We start from the raw sequence: 25,685 nt of genomic DNA, 5'->3' as shown, positions 1-25,685 counted from the left end.
TGAAAAAAAAATTATATTTGCAAACATAATAAACACATTCCCTCATTAAAACACTATAATCCCCTTGATGAAACGCTATCAGAATAATATACTCCTGTTGTTTGGATTCTTTGGTATACTTCTACCTCTTCAATTATTTTTTAAAATAAGTCTGGAAGAACCCTATCCGTCATTTAACTTTCCTGGGTTTGCTTCTCTTCCGGTTAAAGAAGAAAGATATATTACATTTACAAAAACCACTGCTCAGGTTTTTTTTAAAGACGGAACGAATACTGTTTTAGTGAAAAATAGTTATCTGGGAGAGAGAATTCCAAGAACCATCCAGGTTACATTGATTAAAAATCTGCTTTTTCCCAAAGAATATCCGATACTTGATGCACGAATCAATTCTTTACCAGCTTATAAAAAGGAATTGTATTTACTCAAAAAATCTATTCTTAACAGAAATATTAAAAAAGTTAATTTGGAAGAAAGTAAGGCTTTTGTTATCAAAAAATTGAAAGAAAATTTTCCGAATAAAGAGGTCACGGAGATCCTCGTTACCAATGAAAACAAAGATTTTGACATTGCGACGAAACAGCTTACTAACCGGATAACAAAAGACACATTGATCAACTTCAAGTTCTAACAAACATAATGATTGAAAAAATTAAAAAACTGGTCTTTACAAGCTATAAGCCTAGTTATGAATTTTTAGCTTTTTACAGAATTTTTTTCTCTTTGTACTTATTATGGATGGGGATTTCCAATGCGGATTGGGTGTCTTATATTCCTGCTAGTGCGATGCAGCCACCAATAAGCATTTTATCTTTTACGGATACTGTTCCCGCGTCATGGCTTTTTACGGTTTGTTATTACGGCATGTATCTGTGCCTGTTACTTATTTTAATAGGCTTTAAGCCAAGAGTATTTGCCATAACTTATATGGTCGTTTACCTTATAACCAGTAATTACGCTTTTTCTTTTGGTAAAATTGACCATACTTTTGTTTATGCCCTACCTATTGTTGTGATGGCTTTTTCACCATGGAATACTACTTATAGTTTTTTTCCGGAGTCTGAAAAAGAAACCGATATACTTTCGAGATCCTGGCCAATGTTTCTGCTTAGTATGTTTTTGGGATTTGGAATTTTTACGGCTGGTCTTGCTAAAATTTTAGGAGGCTGGCTTAATACGGATATACAGAGCACACAGATTTTTTTCTATCAATACCGATATGGAGTAGGGTGGCATGATTTGATGTCTGATACGTTTGATAAGATCAACTCCCGGTTTTTCTGGGAATTTCTGGACTATAGTACTGTAATTTTTGAATCTGTTTTTATTATTGCTTTTTTAAAGCCGAAGTTTTTCAGATTGATGATATTAATAACTCTGTTTTTTCATTTAAATGTTCTTTTGATGTTTAATATAGCATTTACCTATGCTGTAGGATTCTATGCATTGTTTATTCCCACAAGGGTATTACCTTCAACATTTAAAATGAAAATCAAAAACTTTTTGCAGGCTGTATTCCTGCCTAAGTACAAGTTGTTGGGAATTGCATTTGTGATTCTATACTTTTTACTTATTGTCTTTTTTGATTGTAATGCGATCAATTACATTTTTAATCAATTCTTTAGCCTGTTTGGGTCTGCTTATGCTTCATCTTTAATTATTTTGGGAGGATCTTTCCTTTTTGGGGGATATCTTTTTATCCGGTCGTTGAGAAGTATATCTGATAAAAAAGGTTACAAAGGATAATATTTTTCAGGTTTTACATAAAATTTAAAAAGTCCCGGAATGAACCTTCCGGGATTTCTTATTGTCAATAAATTGATAAGAATCTTTTTTACGATATTCTTGAGTGATTTTTTCACCAACCAGAATCTAAAATTATATGAAATCTTTTTCTTATTTACTCGCCTATTCATTATTTTTAATCTGCTATAATATTCAGAATTAATCAGATAGTTGAGATTTTAAAGAAAACGGTTGTGAGGATTTTTTCAATCGAGAAATTTGTGTAAATTTGCACTTCAATACATCGAAGTATAGTTAGGTTTGTAATTCTTTGGATTTGAATATTAAAATTTTTGAGAAAAAAGATTTTAGTATTTAAAAATTCATTATATTTGCACACCGAAAATTTGAATAAACAATAAATAAATAATTTAAATCATGGCAAAGGAAACGTTTAATCGTAACAAACCACACTTGAACATTGGTACTATTGGTCACGTTGACCATGGTAAAACTACTCTTACTGCAGCGATCAGTGCTGTATTGGCTAGTAAAGGTCTTGCTGAGAAAAAAGACTTCTCTGCAATTGACTCTGCTCCAGAAGAAAAAGAAAGAGGTATCACTATTAATACTGCTCACATCGAATACGAAACTGCAAACAGACACTATGCTCACGTTGACTGTCCAGGTCACGCGGATTACGTAAAGAACATGGTAACTGGTGCTGCTCAGATGGATGGAGCTATCTTAGTATGTGCTGCAACTGATGGACCAATGCCTCAAACAAGAGAACACATCCTACTTTGCCGTCAGGTAAACGTACCTAGAATTGTTGTGTTCATGAACAAAGTTGATATGGTGGATGATGCTGAGTTATTAGAGCTTGTTGAGCTTGAACTTAGAGATCTATTATCTACTTACGAATATGACGGAGATAACTCTCCAGTAATCCAAGGTTCTGCTCTTGGTGCTCTTACTGCTGCTACAGCTGCTACTCCTCAAACTGATGATCAGTGGTTCAAAACTGTAGAAGAATTAATGGATGCTGTTGATACTTGGATCGAGCTTCCTGTAAGAGATCAGGATAAGCCATTCTTGATGCCAATTGAAGATGTATTCTCTATTACAGGTAGAGGTACTGTAGCAACTGGTAGAATCGAGGCTGGTGTTATCAACACAGGTGATCCTGTAGATATCGTTGGTATGGGTGATGAAAAATTAACTTCTACAATTACAGGGGTTGAGATGTTCAGAAAAATCCTAGATAGAGGTGAAGCTGGTGATAACGTAGGTCTATTGTTGAGAGGTATTGAAAAAACTGACATCAAGAGAGGTATGGTTATCGCTAAGAAAGACTCTGTTAAGCCACACAAAAAATTCAAAGCTGAGGTTTATATCCTTTCTAAAGAAGAAGGTGGACGTCACACTCCATTCCACAACAAATACCGTCCTCAGTTTTACGTAAGAACTACTGACGTTACAGGTGAGATCTTCTTACCAGAAGGTGTAGAAATGGTAATGCCTGGTGATAACTTAACAATCACTGTAGAATTGTTACAACCAATCGCTCTTAACGTAGGTCTTAGATTTGCGATCAGAGAAGGAGGTAGAACAGTTGGTGCTGGTCAGGTTACTGAAATCTTAGATTAATATCTTAAATAAATAAAGCTTCCGTAAGGAATTTCTTTACGGAGCTTTAATCTACGGGCATCGTCCAATGGTAGGATACCGGTCTCCAAAACCGTTGATCAGGGTTCGAATCCTTGTGCCCGTGCAAATAATAATTATGAGTTCATTTATCGATTTTTTAAAAGGTTCTTATAACGAATTCAGACATAAAGTTGAATGGCCAAAATGGGCTGATCTGCAATCATCTACAATTGTAGTTACTATTGCAACAGTTATTCTGGCATTATTTACCTTTGGAGTTGACGAATTGTTTTCAAAAGCAATAAGCAACATAATAGGAATGCTAATTAACGTGTTCAACTAAAAAAGTATTTTCCCATAATGAGCGAATTGAAATGGTATGTGCTGAAAGCAATCAGCGGACAGGAAAATAAAGTGAAAAACTACATTGAGACAGAAATCAAACGCTTAGGCTTTGAGCAGTACGTTACTCAGGTGGTGATTCCTATGGAAAAGGTTATTCAACTTAGGAATGGAAAAAAGGTTCCTAAAGAAAGACCTTACTATCCTGGTTACTTAATGGTTGAAGCAGATTTAATGGGGGAAATACCTCACATTATTAAGAATATTCCAGGGGTAATATCATTCTTAAGCTTAACTAAAGGGGGAGATCCTGTTCCCATGAGAAAGTCTGAAGTTAACAGAATGCTTGGAAGAATGGATGAGCTATCAGAATTTGCTACCGACCTTGAAATTCCATATGTAGTTGGAGAGAACGTAAAAGTAATTGACGGACCTTTCAACGGATTCAATGGAACAGTTGAAAAAATTCTGGAAGATAAAAAGAAAATTGAAGTTTCTGTTTTAATCTTCGGTAGAAAAACTCCAATGGAACTTAGCTACATGCAAGTAGAAAAAGTATAGTAAATACTTATAATATATAAGCCACTCTAGATCTAGAGTGGCTTTTTTTATTTATTGCAGGTATTTATAGATTCTCAGAAATAATGTTGTTTTAAGTTAAAATAAGTTTGTTGTTTATTTTATGCTTTATCCAGGCGTGTTTCACATAGTTATTTAATTAAAACTAAATGTTTAGATTAAAAAATAAATTATGTGGCATACTTATTGTGAAGTATATCTCCGAAAAACATGAATGGCTTTCTAATGTGGTGATTTTTAACCTTATACTAGGTTAGAGTCATTGTTCTGAATTCCTGGATTGTTTTTTTTAACACTAATTTAAACACTAATTCAATGACGAAAATTATTTCGATGGTACTTTGTACAAGTACCATTGTACTGATGAATGCACAGGCTACAGGAAAAGTAGGGATTAATACTAAAACGCCCGAAAAAGAACTATCTGTAAACGGAACAATGAAAACATCCGGAATGTTTTTTAAAGATCCGATAGAGAAATTAGGAGCCACTGAAAACTATACTTTTATCATTAAGTCTCCCGCTCCTGAAAACAAGATTACTGCATACAATGATTCTTTTGTACCCAATTCACCGGCACCAATTAATCTTATCCAGTATAAGATAGCCTGTGATCCGAGAGATAAGGATTGGGTTAACCAGTATGATACGAAGATCAATTCAGATAAGTTTCTGGTGGTTATCTCTTCTTTTGGTTTTACGCAACCGGTACGAACCAATGGTCCGGACTGGATAACTCCGGTTCCCCAGATATATGCTTACTATAATAATGGAACGTGGAAATTAAAGGCGGACTACCAAGGTTTTGCTCCCGCTTCCAATTTGCCGGCAGGAGAGTGGACTCTTAACTTACTGGTATTCGACAGAGCTTATGCTAAAGAAATCAATAAAACACAAGCGATGGGTGCTTCCACTACAGGATCTGCATCATCTCCTTTAATCCAATAAAAACATTTACATAATGAAAAAAATCACCATACTTTTTTTTATGGCTTATGCCTTCATGGCTACCAAAGCCCAGGTGGGAATCAATACTAGCAATCCTCAGGGAACCTTAGATGTTGTAGGAGGAACACTGGTTGAATCTTACATTATAGATACCACGAATTCTCCTGCGACAGGAAATTATTTTCTTCTTACAAGGTCAAAGGATACCACGCCTGTTGGTAAAGTTAAGATGCTTGATATTTCACTGAGAGATGTAGCTCCCGTAAACACATACAATGTTATCCTGAAAAATGTGAAACAGGATGAAGTTGTTAGCCTGAATACTGGATTGGATGCTAATAAATATGTAGTCGCTATTACTGGTGCCGTATTTAGTGACGCTGTTTCAGCAGCAAATACTTCCACAACTCCAAAATCATATGGAGCTTATTCTACGGAGATAACTAAGGTTGTGAGCGGAGCCAACACTTATCATGGCATTAACCTTTCTTTTAAAGGTGCGGGAACTGTGTCTTCTAAAAATGGTACATGGACACTAACTTTGAATGTATACGAAAGATCATTGATTAAAGACTGGGGCACATTTACCGGATCGGTTTCAGCTTCGGCTTCACCAGGATATTCAGGAGTATCAACTAACACCCCAGCAGGGCTTCAATAAAAAACTTATGAAAAAGAAATTGTATATCATCATTATGGCTTGCATGGGAATAATCATGCATGCACAAACCGGAAATGTAGGAATCAAAACAACAACTCCAACGGAAACACTGGACGTAAACGGGGATTCCTTTACAAATTCCTTATATATGAGAAATCCGGGAGAACCAACCACTACGGGAGGTCACTTTCTGGCTACTTCTCAAAATTCATTGCAGATATATGATCCTAATCTGGAGAGTAGCGGATTGTTTAATTATATTAAACTTACCCTTACAGGGGTACCAGGTGCAGGAATTACGGATTATGATACAAAGATCGATGCCGATAATTTCCTTTTGGTTCCTCACAACTATTCATTTAAGCTTAATGACGGGACAACCAGTGTTGCTTTGGATTATAAAGATAACGGGATTAATGATAATGCACAGGGGTCTCCTAATGTGGTTGCATTTAAAAGCAATGGTACCTGGCATTTGAAGGCCGGATTTACAGACAGCAAGTTAATTGCTTTTACATCAGCTAATCCTTCCAGAACTTATAATAACTTTACTGTAGAGTTTTATTTAATGGTTTACAAGAGATTGATCACTAAGCAGAATATCGGCGATATTAATACTGATCTTGGCGGAACAAATGGATCTGCACAAACAATTAATAAACCATCAGGGTTTTAGAAAAAAATAATTTTAAAATAAGAAACCATATTCTAGTAAAGGATATGGTTTTTTTCTTCTATTGATATGGGTTACAGTCAGAAATAGAATTTTTTATTCTTGAAAATTCTGTAAAAACTTTCTAAAAATCAATCGATTCCATTTGCTATTTCAAAAATATTTTATAATTTTGCAGTCCGAAAAGTAGGTTTACTATATGTGAGTGCGGTAACCTGCTGAATAATAAATGCTTCCAAACTCATTAATTATTCAAATTTAAAAAACAAAAAATGGCTAAAAAAGTCTTTAAAATGGTAAAACTTCAGGTGAAGGGAGGGGCTGCAAACCCGTCTCCACCAGTAGGTCCTGCATTAGGTTCTGCCGGTGTAAACATCATGGAGTTTTGTAAACAATTTAACGGAAGAACTCAGGATAAGCCTGGGCAAGTTTTGCCAGTAGTAATTACTGTATACGAAGACAAATCTTTTGAATTCGTAATTAAAACTCCTCCAGCTGCAATTCAGTTAATGGATGCTGCAAAAATTAAAGGAGGTTCCGGAGAACCAAACAGAAACAAAGTAGGTTCTGTATCTTGGGATCAGGTAAAGAAAATCGCAGAAGACAAAATGGTAGACCTTAACTGTTTTACATTGGACTCTGCTCTTTCTATGGTTGCAGGTACTGCTAGATCTATGGGATTGAGAGTAACAGGAGCTAAACCAACTAACGCTTAAAACTTAGAGAAATGGCAAAATTAACAAAAAAGCAAAAGGAAGCTTTAAGCAAAGTAGAAAAAGGAAGAGCTTACAATCTTGAAGAAGGTTCTGCTCTTGTGAAAGAAGTGAACACTGCAAAGTTTGATGCTTCTGTAGATATCGCTGTAAGATTGGGTGTAGATCCAAGAAAAGCAAACCAAATGGTTAGAGGTGTAGTATCTCTTCCTCACGGAACTGGTAAAGATGTTAAAGTATTAGCTCTTGTAACACCAGATAAAGAAGCTGAAGCTAAAGAAGCTGGAGCTGATTATGTAGGTCTTGACGAATATTTACAAAAAATCAAAGATGGTTGGACAGATGTTGACGTGATCGTTACTATGCCAGCTGTTATGGGTAAATTAGGACCTTTAGGTAGAGTATTAGGACCAAGAGGTCTTATGCCAAATCCTAAGTCAGGAACTGTAACAATGGAAATTGGTAAAGCAGTAACTGAAGTAAAATCAGGTAAGATTGATTTCAAAGTAGATAAATATGGTATTATCCATGCAGGTATTGGTAAAGTATCTTTCGATGCTGCTAAGATCAAAGAAAATGCTCAGGAATTAATCCAGACATTGATCAAAATGAAGCCAACTGCTGCTAAAGGTACATATGTAAAAAGCATTTATTTGTCTTCTACAATGAGCCCGGGTATTGCAATTGATACAAAATCTGTAAACTAATATAAATCCTTAAGACAATGACAAAAGACCAAAAAGTTGTAGCAATACAAGAGATCAAAGATTTGCTTCAGGATGCAAAAGTAGTATACGTAGCAGATTTAGAAGGGTTGAACGCTGCTAAGTCTTCAGATTTCAGAAGACAGGCTTTCAAACAAAATATCAAAGTAAAAGTGGTAAAAAATACACTTTTACAAAAAGCAATGGAGCAGATTGACGGAGTAGATTACTCTGAAATGTTCCCTACTTTCAAAGGGAATTCTGCGATTATGATTGCTGAAACAGCAAATGCTCCTGCAAAATTAATCCAAGGATTCAGAAAGAAAGAAGAAAAGCCGGCTTTAAAATCTGCTTATCTTCAGGAAACTTTCTATGTTGGAGACGAAAATCTAGGTGCACTTGCTAATATCAAGTCTAGAGAAGAAATGATCGGAGAAATCATCGGATTACTTCAATCTCCAATTCAAAGAGTTGTTTCTGCTCTTCAAAACAAACCTGAAACAGTAGAAGCTAAAGCTGAAGAAGCTGCCGCACCTGCTGTAGAAGAAACTCCTGCTGAGGCAGCTCCTGAAGCTCCTGCTGCAGAAAGCACTGAAGAAACTCCAAGTGCTGAATAATTAGACTCAAAAAATTAAATAAAATAATCAACAAAAAACATTACAACAATGTCAGATTTAAAAAATTTAGCTGAAACGCTAGTAAACTTAACAGTAAAAGACGTAAATGAATTAGCTGCTATCCTTAAGGATGAGTACGGAATTGAGCCAGCTGCTGCTGCAGTAGTAGTTGCAGGTGGAGGTGCAGGTGAAGCTGCTGAAGAAAAAACTGAATTCGACGTAATTCTTAAGTCTGCAGGTGCTTCTAAATTAGCTATCGTTAAATTAGTAAAAGATTTAACTGGTGCTGGTCTTAAAGAAGCTAAAGATATCGTAGATGGTGCTCCTGCTCCAATCAAAACTGGTATCTCTAAAGACGAGGCTGAAGCTCTTAAGAAGCAATTAGAAGAAGCTGGTGCTGAAGTAGAATTGAAATAATTCAATTTACCTTACAAATATAAACCTGGACCTCGGTCCGGGTTTTTTTATGGAATAGAATCATCAAGTAGATAGATTGATCTACTGGTTATTGTAAGCAGTATTGAGTAGATTTGAGTACTAATTGTTACGGCTTATTTACATTGAGGATATCTGTAATATAGTTTGTGTTAATATATTATAGAATAAATGTTGTGAATGTGGATAACTTTTTGTATCTTTGCTCCTCTTTTGGCGCTAATAATTGTTTGTAAATCTATAAAATATTGTAAATCAACTCTTTCATGGTAATGAAAGGGATTTTATGTTTATAGATATTGCGGCGTTTCTGCCTCAAAAGTATTAAAAATATTTTGCATTACGCTGTGAAAAGATATACCAGTGTTGCAGTTAGAAGTTGGATTAAAGACTTTTAGAATAAAGAACAAAGAATAAAGACCGATAATTGCGCCAAAATTTTCACACTTATTCTTGCTCTTACCTCTTCTCTCTTTTTGTCTTCTTCTGATATTTTTTTATAAATCAAAATATTTTTTAACCCTTCTTAAAAGTTTTATGAGTAAAACAGCAGCATCAATTAGGGGGAATCAGAGAATTAATTTCTCATCAGCAAAAGGAAAAATTATCACTCCAGACTTCTTGGATATCCAATTAGAGTCTTTTAAGGAGTTTTTCCAGCTTGATACCCTTCCTGAAGACAGGAAAAAAGAAGGTCTTCACAAGACTTTCCAGGAAAATTTCCCAATTACAGATTCAAGAAACCAATTCGTATTGGAATTCTTAGATTATCTGGTAGATTCTCCACGTTATTCAATCGACGAGTGTGTGGAAAGAGGTTTAACGTATTCAGTTCCTCTTAAAGCAAGACTTAAGTTGTATTGTACAGATCCTGAGCATGAGGATTTCCAAACAGTAGTTCAGGATGTATATTTAGGGCCGGTTCCTTATATGACACCTAGTGGTTCTTTCATCATCAATGGTGCTGAGAGAGTTATTGTTACCCAGTTACACCGTTCTCCTGGTGTATTCTTTGGGCAAACTTACCACGCAAACGGAACCAAACTGTATTATTCAAGAATTATTCCTTTTAAAGGATCTTGGATGGAATTTACTACGGATATCAATAGCGTAATGTACGCGTATATCGACCGTAAGAAAAAATTACCATTAACTACTCTACTTAGAGCTATCGGATTTGAATCTGATAAGGATATTCTTCAGATTTTCGACCTTGCGGAAGAAGTGAAAGTATCTAAAGCTGCTCTTAAAAAAGTAGAAGGAAGAACATTAGCTGCGAGAGTATTGAACACATGGTTCGAAGATTTCGTAGATGAGGATACGGGTGAAGTTGTTTCTATTGAGAGAAACGAAATCATCCTGGACAGAGAGACTATTCTTGAAAAAGAACATTTAGATCTTATTCTTGATGCTGGTGTGAAATCTATTTTGATTCACAAAGAAAACAGCAATGAATTCTCTATCATCCAGAATACATTACAAAAAGACCCTACCAACTCTGAAAAAGAAGCGGTAGAATACATCTATCGTCAGTTAAGAAATGCAGATCCGCCAGATGAGGAGACCGCTAGAGGAATTATTGAAAAATTATTCTTCTCTGAGCAGAGATACTCATTAGGAGAAGTAGGACGTTACAGATTGAACAAAAAGTTAGGTCTTAATATTCCTACTACAACTGAAGTTCTTACTAAAGAAGATATCATTGCGATTGTAAGACATTTGATCGAATTGGTAAATTCTAAAGCAGAAGTTGATGATATCGACCACTTATCAAACAGAAGAATTAAAACTGTTGGTGAGCAATTAGCAGGTCAGTTCGGTGTTGGTCTTTCAAGAATTGCAAGAACAATCAAGGAAAGAATGAACGTTAGAGATAACGAAATCTTTACACCGCTTGATCTTGTTAATGCTAAGACTTTAACCTCTGTAATTAATTCATTCTTTGGTACCAACCAGCTTTCTCAGTTCATGGACCAGACTAACCCATTGTCAGAGATTACTCACAAGAGAAGATTATCTGCACTAGGGCCTGGTGGTTTATCAAGAGAAAGAGCAGGTTTCGAGGTTCGTGACGTTCACCATACTCACTATGGAAGAATTTGTCCGATTGAAACTCCGGAAGGACCAAACATTGGTTTGATCTCTTCTTTGGGAATCTATGCAAAGATTAACAATTTAGGTTTCATCGAAACTCCATACAGAAAAGTAGAAGACAGTAAGATTGATCTTAATGCAGCTCCTATTTATCTTAATGCAGAAGATGAAGAAGATAAAGTAATTGCTCAGGCAAACGTTGAATTGAATGACAACGGTGAATTCGTTACAGACAGGATTATCGCAAGACTGGATGGAGATTACCCGGTAGTTGAACCTTCCCAGGTTAATCTTATCGACGTAGCACCAAACCAGATCTCTGGTATTTCGGCTTCATTAATTCCATTCCTAGAGCATGATGATGCGAACCGTGCATTGATGGGATCTAACATGATGCGTCAGGCCGTTCCTCTATTGAAGCCACAGGCTCCGATCGTGGGTACAGGGCTTGAGCAACAAGTTGCAAGAGACTCAAGAATTTTAATCAACGCTGAAGGTACAGGTACTGTAGAGTATGTAGATGCAGATAAGATCACTATTAAATATGAAAGAAGCGATGACGAAGATTTAGTATCATTCGAATCAGCTACTAAAACATATAACCTAACTAAGTTTAGAAAAACCAACCAAAGTACAACAATTACTCTGAGACCAAACGTAAGAGTAGGTGAAACAGTAGAAAAAGGACAGGTACTTTGTGATGGGTATGCTACTGAAAACGGAGAATTAGCTCTTGGTAGAAACTTGGTGGTTGCGTTCATGCCTTGGAAAGGATATAACTTCGAGGATGCGATCGTAATCAATGAAAAAGTTGTTCGTGAAGACTGGTTTACATCAATCCACGTAGACGAATACTCTCTTGAAGTTCGTGATACCAAATTAGGTATGGAAGAATTAACAGCAGATATTCCAAACGTTTCAGAAGAAGCGACTAAGGACCTTGATGAAAACGGTATGATCAGAATTGGTGCTGAAGTGAAGCCTGGTGATATTATGATTGGTAAAATCACACCTAAAGGTGAATCCGACCCAACTCCTGAAGAAAAACTTCTTAGAGCGATTTTTGGTGACAAAGCCGGTGATGTAAAAGATGCTTCATTAAAAGCAGATTCTTCATTAAGAGGTGTTGTGATCAATAAAAAATTGTTCTCAAGAAATATTAAAGATAAAAAGAAGAGAACTGAAGAAAAACTTAAACTTGAAGAAATTGAAAACACTTACAAGGCTAAGTTTGATGAATTGAGAAATACTTTAATTGAAAAATTAAATACTCTTGTAAGCGGTAAAACTTCTCAAGGGGTTCATAATGACCTTGACGAAGAAATTATCGGAAAAGGAGTGAAGTTTACTCATAAATTATTGACTTCAGTTGAAGACTATGTAAACGTTAGCGGAGCAGATTGGACTGTTGATAACGATAAAAATGAATTGATCAAGCAATTGATTCATAATTATAAAATCAAGTTCAATGATATCCAAGGGGTTAAGAACCGTGAGAAATTTGCAATTTCTATCGGAGATGAGCTTCCTGCAGGTATCATGAAGTTAGCTAAAGTTTATATTGCTAAAAAACGTAAACTGAATGTAGGAGATAAAATGGCAGGACGTCACGGTAATAAAGGGATTGTATCCAGAATTGTTCGTGAAGAAGATATGCCATTCCTTGAAGACGGAACACCGGTAGATATCGTATTGAATCCACTTGGGGTACCTTCCCGTATGAACATCGGACAGATTTATGAAACAGTTCTTGGATGGGCTGGTCAGAAATTAGGAATGACGTTCGCTACACCAATCTTCGATGGAGCAAGTCTTGAGCAGATTACTGAGTATACAGAAAAAGCAGGTCTTCCTAAATTCGGTAACACTCACCTTTATGACGGAGGTACCGGAGAAAGATTTACTCAGCCTGCTACTGTTGGGGTTATCTATATGTTGAAACTAGGACACATGGTAGATGATAAAATGCACGCACGTTCTATTGGTCCTTACTCATTGATTACTCAGCAGCCGTTAGGAGGTAAAGCTCAGTTCGGAGGTCAGAGATTCGGAGAGATGGAGGTTTGGGCTCTTGAAGCATTCGGAGCATCGAATATCCTTAGAGAGATCCTTACTGTGAAGTCAGATGACGTGATTGGTAGAGCAAAAACTTATGAAGCTATTGCAAAAGGTGAGTCTATGCCTGAACCAGGTATTCCGGAATCATTCAATGTATTGCTTCACGAGTTACAAGGTCTTGGATTAGACGTAAGATTGGAGGAGTAAATTAAAGATTTAATTACTAAAAATTAAAGAATTAATAAACTCCGAGATGATAAGAGAGAAAGTAATTTTAAATCTTTCAATCTTTTAATCTTTTAATCAAAATAAAAATTATGTCAAATAAAAATAAATCAAGTAGATTTAATAAAATAACCATCGGTTTAGCTTCTCCCGAATCCATTCTTCAGGATTCAAGAGGGGAGGTTCTAAAACCGGAAACTATTAACTACAGAACGCATAAGCCTGAAAGAGATGGTTTGTTCTGTGAAAAAATCTTCGGTCCTATTAAAGATTACGAATGTGCTTGTGGTAAGTACAAGAGAATTCGTTACAAAGGGATCGTTTGTGACCGTTGTGGGGTTGAAGTTACGGAGAAGAAAGTAAGAAGAGAGAGAATTGGACACATTAATCTTGTAGTTCCTATTGCTCACATATGGTATTTCCGTTCTTTACCAAACAAAATCGGTTACCTATTAGGTATTCCTTCCAAGAAATTGGATATGATTATCTATTATGAAAGATATGTTGTAATCCAGCAGGGTATTGCTAAAAAATTGGACGGTTCCGACTTTGATAAAATGGAATTCTTAACAGAAGAGGAATACCTTGATATCATGGATACCCTTCCTGTTGAGAACCAGTATCTTGATGATTCTGATCCTAACAAATTCATCGCCAAAATGGGTGCTGAAGCTGTTGAGGAATTATTAAAAAGAATCGATCTTGATGCATTATCTTTCGATCTGAGACACAAAGCTCACAATGAAGGTTCTAAGCAAAGAAGAACTGAGGCTCTGAAAAGATTAAATGTTGTAGAAGCATTGAGAGGTGCTAATACAAGAATGATCAACAGACCTGAGTGGATGATCATGCGTGTACTTCCGGTAATCCCACCAGAGTTAAGACCTTTGGTTCCATTGGATGGTGGACGTTTCGCTACTTCCGATTTGAATGACCTTTATAGAAGAGTTATTATCAGAAATAACCGTTTAAAGAGACTTTTAGAGATCAAAGCTCCGGAAGTAATCTTAAGAAACGAGAAGCGTATGCTTCAGGAATCAGTAGATTCATTATTCGATAATACAAGAAAATCTTCTGCGGTAAAATCTGAATCAAACAGACCATTGAAATCACTTTCTGATTCATTGAAAGGTAAGCAAGGTCGTTTCCGTCAGAACTTATTAGGAAAAAGGGTAGATTACTCTGCGCGTTCCGTAATTGTTGTAGGTCCAAACTTACAGCTTCACGAGTGTGGTATTCCTAAAGATATGGCTGCGGAACTTTACAAACCGTTTATCATTAGAAAACTAATTGAAAGAGGGATTGTAAAAACAGTAAAATCTGCAAAAAGAATTATTGATAGAAAAGAACCTGTAGTTTATGATATCCTTGAAAATGTGATGAAAGGTCACCCTGTTCTACTGAACAGAGCACCTACGCTTCACAGACTGGGTATCCAGGCTTTCCAACCTAAGATGATCGAAGGTAAGGCAATCCAGCTACACCCGTTAGTAACAACGGCCTTCAATGCCGATTTCGATGGTGACCAGATGGCGGTACATTTACCGTTAGGCCCTGAAGCAATCCTTGAAGCTCAGTTATTAATGTTAGGTTCTCAGAATATTTTGAACCCGGCTAACGGTTCTCCAATCACGGTACCTTCTCAGGACATGGTTCTTGGTCTTTATTTCATGACTAAAGAATTGAGCTCTACTGAAGATATGAAAGTGAAAGGTGAAGGTTTAGCATTCTATTCTCCGGAGGAAGCAGAAATTGCTTATGCAGAAGGAAAAGTTTCTTTAAATGCTAAGGTAAGATGTAGATTACCTGTTAAAGAAAATGGAGAATTGGTTACAAGGTTAATTGAAACATCTGTTGGTAGAATTTTATTCAACCAGATTGTACCTAAACAGGTTGGTTATATCAATGAACTTTTAACTAAGAAGTCATTAAGAAATGTTATTGGTAAAATTCTTGCCGATACAGACTTCCCTACAACGGTTAAATTCCTTGATGCAATGAAAGACTTAGGTTATTCTAACGCATTTAAAGGAGGTCTTTCGTTCTCACTTGGGGATATTGTGGTTCCTGCTGAGAAGAAGCAGATGGTTGCTCAGGCAATCGGAACTGTAGATGAGATTAGAGCCAACTATAACATGGGTCTTATCACAGATACAGAACGTTATAACCAGGTAATTGACGTTTGGACGAACACCAACGCAGGATTAACTGAAATGATTATGAGCAGAATGAAAACCGACCAAGGTGGTTTCAACTCTGTATACATGATGCTTGATTCTGGTGCGAGGGGTTCTAAAGAACAGATCCGTCAGTTATCAGGGATGAGAGGTTTGATGGCAAAACCGCAAAAAGCAGGTTCTACCGGTGCGGAAATCATCGAAAACCCGATCCTTGCAAACTTTAAAGAAGGTCTTTCGATCCTTGAGTACTTTATCTCTACCCACGGTGCACGTAAAGGTCTTGCGGATACCGCTCTTAAAACGGCCGATGCCGGTTACTTAACAAGAAGATTGGTAGACGTAGCTCAGGATGTTATCGTTACTGAAGTAGATTGTGGTACTTTAAGAGGTACTGAAGTTACTGCTCTTAAGAAAAATGATGAGATCGTTGAGAAAATCTCTGAAAGAATTTTAGGTAGAGTTTCTCTTCATAACATCTATGATCCTGAAACAGATGAATTAATTGCTGAAGCAGATCAGGTAATCAACGAGCAGTTAGCGAGAAGAATTGAAGATGCAGGACTGGAAGCTGTTGAAGTTCGTTCACCATTAACTTGTGAAGCGAAGAAAGGTATCTGTGCTAAATGTTATGGTAGAAACCTTGCTACAGGTAAAATAATCCACATGGGTGAAGCGGTAGGTGTAATTGCTGCACAATCTATTGGGGAACCGGGAACTCAGTTAACATTGAGAACCTTCCACCAAGGGGGTACTGCGGGTAACGTATCAGAAAACCCATCAATCGTAGCAAGAAGAGATGGTATCGTTGAAATGGATGAAGTAAGAACAATTACTTCTGAAGATGAAAATGGAAATACAGCTGAAGTTGTAGTATCTCGTTCTACGGAATTCAGATTGGTTGCTGACAACGAATCCAGAACTCCTTTAATGGTTGCTAACGTACCTTACGGTTCAGTATTGGCTGTAAAACCTGGTGATAAAGTGAAGAAAGGTGATGTAATCTGTAAATGGGATCCGTATAACGCGGTTATCATTGCGGAAACATCCGGTAAAGTAGAATATGAAGATATTATCCAGGGTATTTCATTCCAACTTGAAATTGACGAACAAACAGGATTCGAAGAGAAAGTAATCTCTGAATCCAGAAATAAGAAAGCCGTACCTACCTTGAAGGTGGTAGATTCTAAAGGTGTTGAGCAAAGAGCTTATAACTTACCGGTAGGAGCCCACTTAATGGTTAATGATGGTGAGAAAATTAAGGCTGGTAAAGTCTTGATCAAGATTCCAAGAAAATCTGCAAAAGCAGGGGATATCACCGGAGGTCTTCCAAGGGTAACCGAATTATTCGAAGCAAGAAACCCTTCAAACCCAGCGGTTGTTACAGAAATCGATGGAGTAGTTTCTTACGGAAAAATCAAGAGAGGTAACCGTGAACTTATTGTAGAGGCTAAGACTGGAGAAAGAAAGATTTATTTAGTAAAACTTTCCAACCAGATCCTTGTTCAGGAGAATGACTTCGTGAGAGCTGGTTCACCACTTTCTGACGGATCAATCACTCCGGACGATATCTTAAGAATTAAAGGTCCAACAGCGGTTCAGGAATATCTTGTAAATGAAATTCAGGAAGTTTACCGTCTGCAAGGGGTGAAAATCGATGATAAACACTTTGAAATTATCGTTAGACAGATGATGACAAAAGTATCTATTGTTGATGGAGGTGATACTCAATTCCTTGAAGGAGCTTTGGAACATAAATACGATTTCTTAGAAGAAAACAACAGAGTATTTGGTCTTAAAGTAGTTGTTGATGCTGGTGATTCTAAAGAATTCAGACCAGGTCAGATGATTACAGCAAGAGAATTGAGAGATGAAAACTCTAAATTGAAGCGTGAAGATCAAAATCTTGTTGAAGTAAGAGAAGCACTTCCTGCTACGGCTACGCCAGTATTGCAAGGGATCACAAGAGCGGCTCTACAAACTAAGTCATTCATGTCTGCAGCATCGTTCCAGGAAACCACTAAGGTTCTTAACGAAGCAGCAGTTGCTGGGAAAATTGATTTCCTAAGCGGTCTTAAAGAGAATGTAATTGTAGGACACAGAATTCCTGCAGGTACTGGTCTTAAAGAGTATCAGAATGTTATCGTAGGTTCTAAAAAAGAATTCGAAGATATTAACTAAAATGTATATAAAAGTTTCAGGATTCAAGTTTAAATTCTAAATTAGAGGCCTGAAACTTTTTAAACAAAAATATTTAAAGAAAACATGGACAATCAAAATCAAAATCCACAGGACGGAAACATCAACATCGAACTAAATGAAATGGTAGCGGCTGGAATCTATGCTAACTTAGCATTAGTAAACCACTCTCCATCTGAATTTGTAGTGGATTTCATCCAGTTAATGCCAGGTGTTCAGCAAGCTAAAGTAAGATCAAGAATCATTCTTGCTCCACTTCACGCTAAAAGAGTATTATCTGCTCTTCAACAGAACATTGCTAACTATGAGCAGCAATTCGGAGAAATCAAAGAAGTTGAGCCTTTCGTATTAGGTGGTAACAATGTACAAGCATAAGATTTTTCTTACATAAAACAACAAGATGCCTCAATGTATTGAGGCATTTTTTTATGCCTTATTTTAAGTGAAAATATTCGCATGATTATGATTCTCAGAAATAAATAGCCAATTCATTTAAATTAAATCAATAAAGGAATTTTTATTTATCACGACTTTAAATAAAGTAAATTATTCACAATTTAAATACAAATGATAAAAAATTAACATTTATTAAGGAATTCATTTTATATATTTGCTTTCTTATATAATTTGATATAAAATATGATAGATCATCAATTTATTAATAATAAATTCGGGTTTTTAGGCAATGATTTTATAAATGAAGTTCATCAACATGGCATCACAGATAAGATCAAAGCAAAAACTGAACTGATCAGTGAGGGGGAGAAAATCAAATTTATTCCTTTCATGATTTCAGGTTCTGTAAAAGTATATTGCCTTAACGATGGCCGTGAACTGATCTACTACTACGTAAGACGTAATGAAAGCTGTGTAATGACTTTTTCATCTATTTTCAGTAACTATATCAGTAAGATTTATGCTATTACGGAAGAAGATTCAGAGGTATTGCTGATTCCTGTTGCCATAATGCACGAATGGCTAATTCGTTTTCCGGCAATTAACAGGGTTTTTTATCAGGAGTATGACAAACGGTTTATTGACGTAATGAATATGGTGAATGAGGCTGTTTTCCACCGGTTGGATAAGAGGGTGTTAAATTATATCAAACAACAAATTGCAATAACGGGAAGTCATCCTATCAAATTAACGCATAAGGAAATTGCCAACAATCTTGGAACATCCAGAGAAGTGGTGAGCAGGGTTCTTAAGAAAATTGAAAACGAAGGAGAAATACTGCAGGGAAAAGATGGGATACGTGTTGCCGTTAATGAAAATGTTAGCCAATTCTAATAATAATTGTTTTTAATAGTTATTTTTAATAAAGTAATTGATAAATACAATTTGTTAGGTGACTTTTATCACCTACTTTTAAAATCGTAACTCTATAAGTTTGCCATACTAATATTTTATTAAGAATTGTATGACAAAAACTCTCCTATTTTTGTCAGTGTTAGCTTCAACTCTTGCCTATTCACAGGAAGATTTGTTGAAGGACATTGACACCATTAAAACAAATACTGAAAATTCTCAACCCGCCTTTAAGGCGCTCCAGATTGTCACAGGACAGTCCACAAAACTTGCTGCTAAAAACGAATGGTATATTGTAGTCGCGCACCGTTTCGGTGACATCAGTACCGGGTTTAAAAACTTCTTTGGCCTAGATGATGCTTCTACAAAATTGGGAGCAATCTATGGTGTAACTGATTGGTTATCTTTAAACCTTTCAAGAGAGACCAACCAAAAAACATTTGAGGTTGGGGCGAAATATAAGCTTCTCAAGCAAAATGAAAACTTTCCGGTCGATGTCGTAGGATATAATGTTTTGGCTTTGAATACGGATTTGGATAAGGATAATTATCCAAATCTTCGTTTTAGCGACAGGCTTTCTTATCTTACTCAGGCGTTGATTTCGAGAAGATTTGATGACCGTTTGTCTCTTCAGCTTACTCCTTCTTATATCCATAAAAATCTTTATGACCAGCATATTGAAGATAAAAATCAATTCTTAACGGGGCTTGGGGGTCGTTATAAGATCTCTAAAAGAATCTCTGTGAATGCTGAATATTTCGTGAATTTTGATAACCATAGTTTTTATAAAAATCCTTTATCGGTAGGGATGGATATAGAGACCGGAGGTCATGTATTTCAGCTTGTATTCAGTAATTCGCAACTTAATTCTGATATAGGCTACCTTTCCAATGCTGTGGGAAATTGGGGCAAAGGGCATATTTATTTTGGGTTTAATCTTTACAGAGTTTTTTAAGATGAAGAAATTATTATACATCGTATCCTCGGCCGTTTTACTGATCTCGTGTGAAAGCAGAACCTATGATGAGATTTCAAACCATACGCCTATTACACAACAGGTAAAGTTTACAGCCGATATAAAACCGATTATCGATGCCAACTGTATTAGTTGTCATTCTGCAAACGGGCCGGGCTCTTTTCAGCCTCTAACCAATTATAATCAGGTGAAGAATAATATTGATAAAATAATAGATCGAATACAGAGACCTAACGGAGATCCCGGGAAGATGCCACAGGGCGGATCACTTTCCGCGACTCAGATTAATTTATTTATCAAATGGAAAGCTGATGGGCTTGTCGAAAATTAAAATTGAAAAAAATGAAAAAATTAGTAGTATTAATAATTGCCTTGCTATCCGGCAACCTTGTTCTGGCTCAGAAATACAGCTCTAAAACGGGTAAGGTAACCTTTGAAGCATCGGTACCGTTATTTGAAGATGTGTATGCCCAGGATGATAATAATGTAGCAGTAATCAATGCAGACACCGGGGATATAGCATCCATTTCGGTTGTAAAGAACTTTCATTTCAAAGTAAAGCTTATGGAAGAACACTTTAATGAAAGCTATGCCGAAACAGCCAAATATCCAAAGACAACCTTTACCGGAAAAATTGCAAATTTTGATAAAAGCAAACTTTCTGCAACCCCACAGAAATATACAGTACAGGGAACATTAAACTTTCATGGAGTTAATAAACCTGTTACTTCCACAGCAAGTATTTCTTCCAAGGACGGGAAAATATATATGCAGGGGACATTTGTAGCAAGACCCGCTGATTTTAATGTGACCATTCCAAAGATGGTGACCAAAAAGATTGCTGAGAATATTAATGTTGAATACAATTATATCCTGGTAAAACAATGAAAAACTTAATTCTGATCGTAAGTATGTTCCTGAGCTTTTCATTGACATCTGCCCAGGAAAAAGCAAAATCAATTTTTGATATTGCCAGAAGCGGAACTGTTGCTGAGGTTAAAGAGCTGATGAAGCAAGACCCGGATGTTATTAATAAGACAAATGAAAGCGGTTTTTCTCCTCTTATTTTAGCTTGTTACAGAGGGAATCTTGATGTAGCTAAATTCCTCATTGAAAATGTAAAAGATGTTAATTATAAGAGCCGGGAAGGAACGGCCCTTGCGGGTCTTTCTGTTAAATATAATAAGGAATTGGTAGCGCTTTTATTAAAGAAAAATGCAGATCCTAATATTCAGGATTCAACCGGATCAACGCCTCTTTTCTGGGCCGTAAAGTTCGGAAATAAAGAACTAATAGAATTATTATTAAAGCATAAAGCTGATAAACAAATCAAAGATTCAATGGGGATGACACCATTTGAATATGCCTTACAAACAAACAATAAAGACATCATTAACCTTTTAAAAAATTAAGAATATGAAAAAAGTTTTACTAACATTAGGCCTTATAATGGCGAGTATGGTCTCGGCACAGTTTTTTTCATCAGGTACTGTAAACCTGGGATCAACCGGAATGAGTGTAAAATTAGATACTTCACCAAGTTTGGTTACAATAACCCTAAAGGGACCGGATACAACTTTTTTGGGAATAGGTTTTGGAAACGTTGGTATGGCTAATGGGGCTGACGGGTTTGTTTATAATGCAAATTCTACAGCGAACACAAATTTAGATTATACGTTTGGTGGAATTGGCTCTATTTCTCCGGATACTACACAGAATTGGACAATGACATCCAATACGACAAGTGGTGGTGTAAGAACTGTTGTTGCTACCAGATCTCTAACAGGAGGAGCGGAAGATTTTGCTATTTCAAATGCTGCGGGTTCGATTAACATTTTTTACGCAAAAGGAAATAACACGTTGAACTTGAGTTACCACGGTGGTGCAAACAGAGGTTATGCAACATTAAACATGGCTGGAGCCTTATCAACCGGTGAGGTTATTGCTCAAAATAATAAGGTGGTTCTTTATCCTAATCCTGCAAAAGAAACTGTAAACTTCAAAAATGCTGATAAAATAAAATCGATCGATATTTATGAAGCAACGGGAAGAAAAGTAAGATCTGTAAAATTAAACGGTGAGAATGTCAGTGTTTCTGATTTAAAATCCGGAAACTATTATTTTGAAATTACATTGAAAGACGGGACTTTATCTTTTGAAAAACTGATCAAGGAATAAGAAAAAATTAAAGCTTAAAAATACCTCTATTTCTAGAGGTATTTTTACTATATAGAAAGCCTGCTTCGAATTCAGATTATTTCAATAATTTTAGTACCCATAAAATAAAATCAATGGAATTCAGAAATTTAGCAGACCTTACTTTTACGGACCTTTTAGATGTATTTAATCTTTCTTTTTCTGATTACCTTGTTCCTTTCCACTTAACACAAGAGCAGCTCTCTTCAAAGATTCATGTGGAGAAAATAGACATGACTCTTTCAGTTGGTGCCTTTAAGGAAGGTCAGATCGTGGCTTTTATTCTGCATGCCGAAAAAACAGAAGATGGAAAGCGGGTGATATACAATGCCGGAACCGGAGTTGTACCTGATTTTCGTGGAAAAGGATTGGTAAGACAAATGTATGATTATATTCTTCCTGTACTTCAGGAAAGAAAAACAGATCTGATAATGCTTGAAGTCATTAATGGAAATGAGCCTGCTATCCGTGCCTATACTCATCTGGGATTCAAGATTACCCGAAGATTAGATTGTTATAAAGGAAATATAAAGCCTTCAGAGATAGGACCTGATATTACTATACAGCAGTTAAACAGTTTTCAATTGGAAGTATTTAAGTCTTTCTGGGATATTCAACCTTCCTGGCAAAGTTCCGTCATGGTACTTGAAAAAATGCGTGAAGACTTGATAATTCTCGGTGCATATAAAAAAGATGAGTTAATAGGGTACGCTATTTTTAATCCTGAAAACGGAAAAGTATATCAGATAGCAGTAAGTAAAGAGCATAGGAGAAATAGAATTGGAACGGATCTTTTAAGGGGCATTGCTGAGAAGAGTGAAGGAAAGATAATAAGTATAAATAATGTTGATGATTCTTCTGAATCTACTACTAAATTTCTTAATGCGGTGGGGCTTGAAAATTGGGTGTCGCAGTTTGAGATGGAGAATAGTCAAATTTTTAATTATTGTGTATAAATTTCGTGAGTTTTCAATTTCTTTAATATAGTTTTAATCCATTAAACTTTCCCGGGAAGAAGATAGGGTGTAACTTTGCGGAAAATTTTTATAATGAAGCGCGGAATACAAATTTTACTTCTGTTTATTTCTGTGATAGGGTGGGCTCAGAAAGCTCCTGTTGATACCACGCAGATCATAACTCCAAACCGATACAACAGCGTTGATGCTCAAACCAAACCATATGTGATCATGATTTCTACAGATGGTTTCCGATATGATTATGCTAAAAAATATCATGCTGAAAATCTTTTAACCTTATCCAATAACGGGGTTCAGGCAAAGGCAATGATTCCAAGTTATCCGAGTATCACATTTCCTAACCATTGGAGCCTGATCACAGGATTATATCCTGCCCATCATGGATTGATTGATAACTTCTTCTATGATTACAAGAGAAAGGAATTTTATGCAATGAGTGACAAGAAAAATGCTGAAGACGGGAGCTGGTATGGAGGACTTCCTCTTTGGGGGTTGGCAGAAAAACGGGGAATGATTTCTGCGACAATGATGTGGGTAGGCTCAGCAAGTGATGCAGGTGGAGAAAGACCTACTTATTATTATGCTTACCACGACCAATTTACTCCTTCTGAAAAAGTAGATAAGGTGGTGAACTGGCTGAAATTACCCATGGATAAAAGACCTCATTTTATTACATTGTATTTCCCTGAAGTAGACGGGAGCGGCCATCATTTCGGACCGGATTCAAAAGAAACTGAAGATGCCGTGCATTTGATAGATAAAGCCATCGGAGAGCTTGTTCAGAAAGTAAATAACTTAGGACTGAAAAATGTGAATTTTATTTTTGTTTCAGACCATGGAATGATCAAAGTAGATAGGGGAACCCCTTTGGAAATTCCTAAAATGCTGTTCGATAAAAGTAGGTTTGATTTCTATAATTCCCAGACGTTATTGAGGGTTGTGGTAAAGAATCCTGAAGAAACTAAAACTGTTTACAATGAACTCAAAGCCGGTAAGACAGACGACTATGACGTGTATTTAGATAAAAGGCTTCCAAAATACCTGCATTTTGGAACCAGAGATGATCAATACCATAGAATCGGACAGATTCTTTTGATACCAAAAGCACCCAAGATATTTTTGGAAAAAGGAAAAACGACTTCCGTTGGAAAGCATGGATATAATCCAAGGCTTGTACCAGAAATGAAAGCAACATTTTTAGCCTGGGGGCCGCAATTTAAAAGTAATGTGGTGATTGATGAATTTGCAAATGTTCATGTTTATCCTTTAGTAGCAGAAATCTTGGGTTTAAAAAATGATCAGCCAATTGACGGAAAACTAAAAGTTCTGAAAGGAACTTTAAAAGATAATTAGAGTTTACTTCTTAATAAAAAGTTTCGGCGCACCAAAGGTGCGCCGAAACTTTTTCTATGATTCAGATTGTGATTCTTCCACATCATTTTCTGAAAAGTTAATTTTAAGAATTAAATTGAGTTGCAAACTCTTTAGCAAACTCTTCTAATTTAGTTCCTCCCGTGACAGGCGAGCCGTGTTCAACAAAATCTTTTTGGACAACTCCTGTTCGTATTCCTCTTCCCATTTCAGTATATAATTCTGCCATTTCCTGAGGAAGGCCTCCTTGTAGTGCTCCGTTCAAATACTCTTCATCTGTAAATTCTACCCAAGGCAATTCAGGTTTTCCTATGGCTGAGCCTAAAACAGAGGCAAAGTCAGAACCTGGACGGATATCAGTTACGGCATATCTTATTTTTTTACCATCGGTATTTTTAACCAGTTCTTCAGCAGCTATTTTTGCAATATCAACCGGGTGAACTACAGGAATATTTGTGTTTTCAGGATAATTTCCTCCTATAATTCCTGCGTTTTGTATCAATGGAATATCATTAAAGAAGTTATTATAAAAATAACCAGCACGAACGAATGTTACCGATGTGTTTTCTAATCCGTTATAAAGATTTTCAATCTGATGGAGACCTTTAATCGGACCATTTTCTATCGGAGAAGCTGCACCTACACTGCTTAGCATAACAACGTGTTTCACATTTGTTTTTCTGATGGCCTCTGTATAGTTTTTTCCAACACTGATTGTATCTTCAACGATTTGAGTAGCTCCCAAATTAGGCGGGGTCATTACAAATACGGCATCTGCACCTTCAAATGTTTTAATTAAAAAGTCCAGATCTGTAATGGATCCGATGGCTGCTTTTGCTCCTAAGGATTGTATTCCATTTTTTTTAGATTCGCTGCTGCTGATAACGGTAATATCATGCCCTTCAGCAATAAGTTGCTGAGCTAATGGTTGGGCAACATTTCCTAATGAACCTGTGATGATGATTTTCATATGTAAATTTTTTATTGTTTGTATTTTTTTATTTCTGAGAACAAAGTTATATTTGTACTTACTTTTATACAAGTACTTACCCTAAAGTAT

Annotated in this window: 24 protein-coding genes and 1 tRNA gene; 24 read left to right on the top strand and 1 reads right to left on the bottom strand. The window is 36.2% G+C overall.

Going from position 1 to position 25,685, the window contains the following annotated elements:
* Positions 1 to 67 precede the first annotated feature (67 nt).
* The 24 genes from G9C87_RS10145 to G9C87_RS10030 all read left to right on the top strand — a co-directional run bounded on the left by G9C87_RS10145 (position 68) and on the right by G9C87_RS10030 (position 24,607).
* Positions 68 to 628, top strand: coding sequence for a hypothetical protein (locus G9C87_RS10145; RefSeq protein ID WP_172280679.1), 561 nt, complete (start codon positions 68 to 70; stop codon positions 626 to 628).
* Between the two features lie 8 nt (positions 629 to 636).
* Complete coding sequence (locus tag G9C87_RS10140) at positions 637 to 1,743, top strand: hypothetical protein (RefSeq protein ID WP_172280678.1); 1,107 nt, start codon at positions 637 to 639, stop codon at positions 1,741 to 1,743.
* A 417-nt stretch (positions 1,744 to 2,160) separates the two neighbouring features.
* Positions 2,161 to 3,372, top strand: coding sequence for an elongation factor Tu (gene tuf, locus G9C87_RS10135; protein WP_172280676.1), 1,212 nt, complete (start codon positions 2,161 to 2,163; stop codon positions 3,370 to 3,372).
* Between the two features lie 53 nt (positions 3,373 to 3,425).
* Positions 3,426 to 3,496 (top strand) — tRNA-Trp (locus G9C87_RS10130).
* Between the two features lie 12 nt (positions 3,497 to 3,508).
* Entirely contained in the window at positions 3,509 to 3,715 is a 207-nt protein-coding gene (secE, locus tag G9C87_RS10125) for a preprotein translocase subunit SecE (protein WP_172280674.1), read from the top strand.
* Positions 3,716 to 3,732: 17 nt separating this feature from the next.
* Positions 3,733 to 4,275 (top strand): transcription termination/antitermination protein NusG, encoded by a 543-nt coding sequence (gene nusG / locus G9C87_RS10120; RefSeq protein ID WP_034687398.1) that lies wholly within the window; start codon positions 3,733 to 3,735, stop codon positions 4,273 to 4,275.
* Positions 4,276 to 4,608: 333 nt separating this feature from the next.
* A complete protein-coding gene (locus tag G9C87_RS10115; protein ID WP_172280672.1) occupies positions 4,609 to 5,241 on the top strand; it encodes a hypothetical protein in 633 nt (210 codons plus the stop codon).
* A gap of 13 nt (positions 5,242 to 5,254) precedes the next feature.
* On the top strand, positions 5,255 to 5,902 hold the full coding sequence (locus G9C87_RS10110) for a hypothetical protein (protein WP_172280670.1): 648 nt from the start codon (positions 5,255 to 5,257) through the stop codon (positions 5,900 to 5,902).
* Between the two features lie 7 nt (positions 5,903 to 5,909).
* The gene (locus G9C87_RS10105) at positions 5,910 to 6,578 is read left to right on the top strand and encodes a hypothetical protein (protein WP_172280668.1); all 669 of its coding nucleotides are present in this window, start codon (positions 5,910 to 5,912) and stop codon (positions 6,576 to 6,578) included.
* Positions 6,579 to 6,847: 269 nt separating this feature from the next.
* Positions 6,848 to 7,291 carry a 50S ribosomal protein L11 gene (gene rplK, locus G9C87_RS10100; protein ID WP_089027865.1) on the top strand — a complete coding sequence of 148 codons (444 nt, stop codon included), beginning with the start codon at positions 6,848 to 6,850 and terminating at the stop codon, positions 7,289 to 7,291.
* Between the two features lie 11 nt (positions 7,292 to 7,302).
* The gene (gene rplA / locus G9C87_RS10095) at positions 7,303 to 7,995 is read left to right on the top strand and encodes a 50S ribosomal protein L1 (protein ID WP_172280666.1); all 693 of its coding nucleotides are present in this window, start codon (positions 7,303 to 7,305) and stop codon (positions 7,993 to 7,995) included.
* 17 nt (positions 7,996 to 8,012) lie between these two features.
* Positions 8,013 to 8,609 carry a 50S ribosomal protein L10 gene (gene rplJ, locus G9C87_RS10090; protein ID WP_172280664.1) on the top strand — a complete coding sequence of 199 codons (597 nt, stop codon included), beginning with the start codon at positions 8,013 to 8,015 and terminating at the stop codon, positions 8,607 to 8,609.
* A 48-nt stretch (positions 8,610 to 8,657) separates the two neighbouring features.
* Positions 8,658 to 9,026: a 50S ribosomal protein L7/L12 gene (gene rplL / locus G9C87_RS10085; protein ID WP_143884219.1), complete on the top strand. Its 369-nt coding sequence runs from the start codon at positions 8,658 to 8,660 to the stop codon at positions 9,024 to 9,026.
* A gap of 555 nt (positions 9,027 to 9,581) precedes the next feature.
* Complete coding sequence (gene rpoB / locus G9C87_RS10080; protein WP_172280662.1) at positions 9,582 to 13,403, top strand: DNA-directed RNA polymerase subunit beta; 3,822 nt, start codon at positions 9,582 to 9,584, stop codon at positions 13,401 to 13,403.
* Between the two features lie 110 nt (positions 13,404 to 13,513).
* Complete coding sequence (rpoC, locus tag G9C87_RS10075; protein WP_172280659.1) at positions 13,514 to 17,779, top strand: DNA-directed RNA polymerase subunit beta'; 4,266 nt, start codon at positions 13,514 to 13,516, stop codon at positions 17,777 to 17,779.
* Between the two features lie 84 nt (positions 17,780 to 17,863).
* A complete protein-coding gene (locus tag G9C87_RS10070; protein WP_089027859.1) occupies positions 17,864 to 18,172 on the top strand; it encodes a DUF3467 domain-containing protein in 309 nt (102 codons plus the stop codon).
* A 264-nt stretch (positions 18,173 to 18,436) separates the two neighbouring features.
* Positions 18,437 to 19,087 (top strand): Crp/Fnr family transcriptional regulator, encoded by a 651-nt coding sequence (locus G9C87_RS10065; protein ID WP_172280657.1) that lies wholly within the window; start codon positions 18,437 to 18,439, stop codon positions 19,085 to 19,087.
* A 130-nt stretch (positions 19,088 to 19,217) separates the two neighbouring features.
* Positions 19,218 to 20,060 carry a DUF5777 family beta-barrel protein gene (locus G9C87_RS10060; protein WP_172280654.1) on the top strand — a complete coding sequence of 281 codons (843 nt, stop codon included), beginning with the start codon at positions 19,218 to 19,220 and terminating at the stop codon, positions 20,058 to 20,060.
* 1 nt (position 20,061) lies between these two features.
* A complete protein-coding gene (locus G9C87_RS10055; protein ID WP_228456997.1) occupies positions 20,062 to 20,412 on the top strand; it encodes a c-type cytochrome in 351 nt (116 codons plus the stop codon).
* 11 nt (positions 20,413 to 20,423) lie between these two features.
* On the top strand, positions 20,424 to 20,969 hold the full coding sequence (locus tag G9C87_RS10050; protein ID WP_172280649.1) for a YceI family protein: 546 nt from the start codon (positions 20,424 to 20,426) through the stop codon (positions 20,967 to 20,969).
* The gene (locus G9C87_RS10045) at positions 20,966 to 21,493 is read left to right on the top strand and encodes an ankyrin repeat domain-containing protein (protein ID WP_172280646.1); all 528 of its coding nucleotides are present in this window, start codon (positions 20,966 to 20,968) and stop codon (positions 21,491 to 21,493) included. The genes G9C87_RS10050 and G9C87_RS10045 overlap by 4 nt, the downstream gene beginning before the upstream one ends.
* 4 nt (positions 21,494 to 21,497) lie before the next feature.
* On the top strand, positions 21,498 to 22,259 hold the full coding sequence (locus G9C87_RS10040; RefSeq protein ID WP_172280643.1) for a T9SS type A sorting domain-containing protein: 762 nt from the start codon (positions 21,498 to 21,500) through the stop codon (positions 22,257 to 22,259).
* 113 nt (positions 22,260 to 22,372) lie between these two features.
* A complete protein-coding gene (locus tag G9C87_RS10035; protein ID WP_172280640.1) occupies positions 22,373 to 23,233 on the top strand; it encodes a GNAT family N-acetyltransferase in 861 nt (286 codons plus the stop codon).
* 93 nt (positions 23,234 to 23,326) lie between these two features.
* The gene (locus G9C87_RS10030) at positions 23,327 to 24,607 is read left to right on the top strand and encodes an ectonucleotide pyrophosphatase/phosphodiesterase (protein ID WP_172280638.1); all 1,281 of its coding nucleotides are present in this window, start codon (positions 23,327 to 23,329) and stop codon (positions 24,605 to 24,607) included.
* Between the two features lie 103 nt (positions 24,608 to 24,710).
* Here the strand turns inward: G9C87_RS10030 and G9C87_RS10025 are convergent, their stop codons facing one another.
* Positions 24,711 to 25,595, bottom strand: coding sequence for an NAD(P)H-binding protein (locus tag G9C87_RS10025; RefSeq protein WP_172280635.1), 885 nt, complete (start codon positions 25,593 to 25,595; stop codon positions 24,711 to 24,713).
* Positions 25,596 to 25,685: the final 90 nt, after the last annotated feature.

It is taken from the genome of Chryseobacterium sp. LAM-KRS1, from assembly GCF_013184525.1.
Classification (GTDB): Bacteria; Bacteroidota; Bacteroidia; order Flavobacteriales; family Weeksellaceae; genus Chryseobacterium; species Chryseobacterium proteolyticum.
Note: the sequence above shows the minus strand (reverse complement) of the source record. Positions and strands in the feature narration are given on the sequence as shown.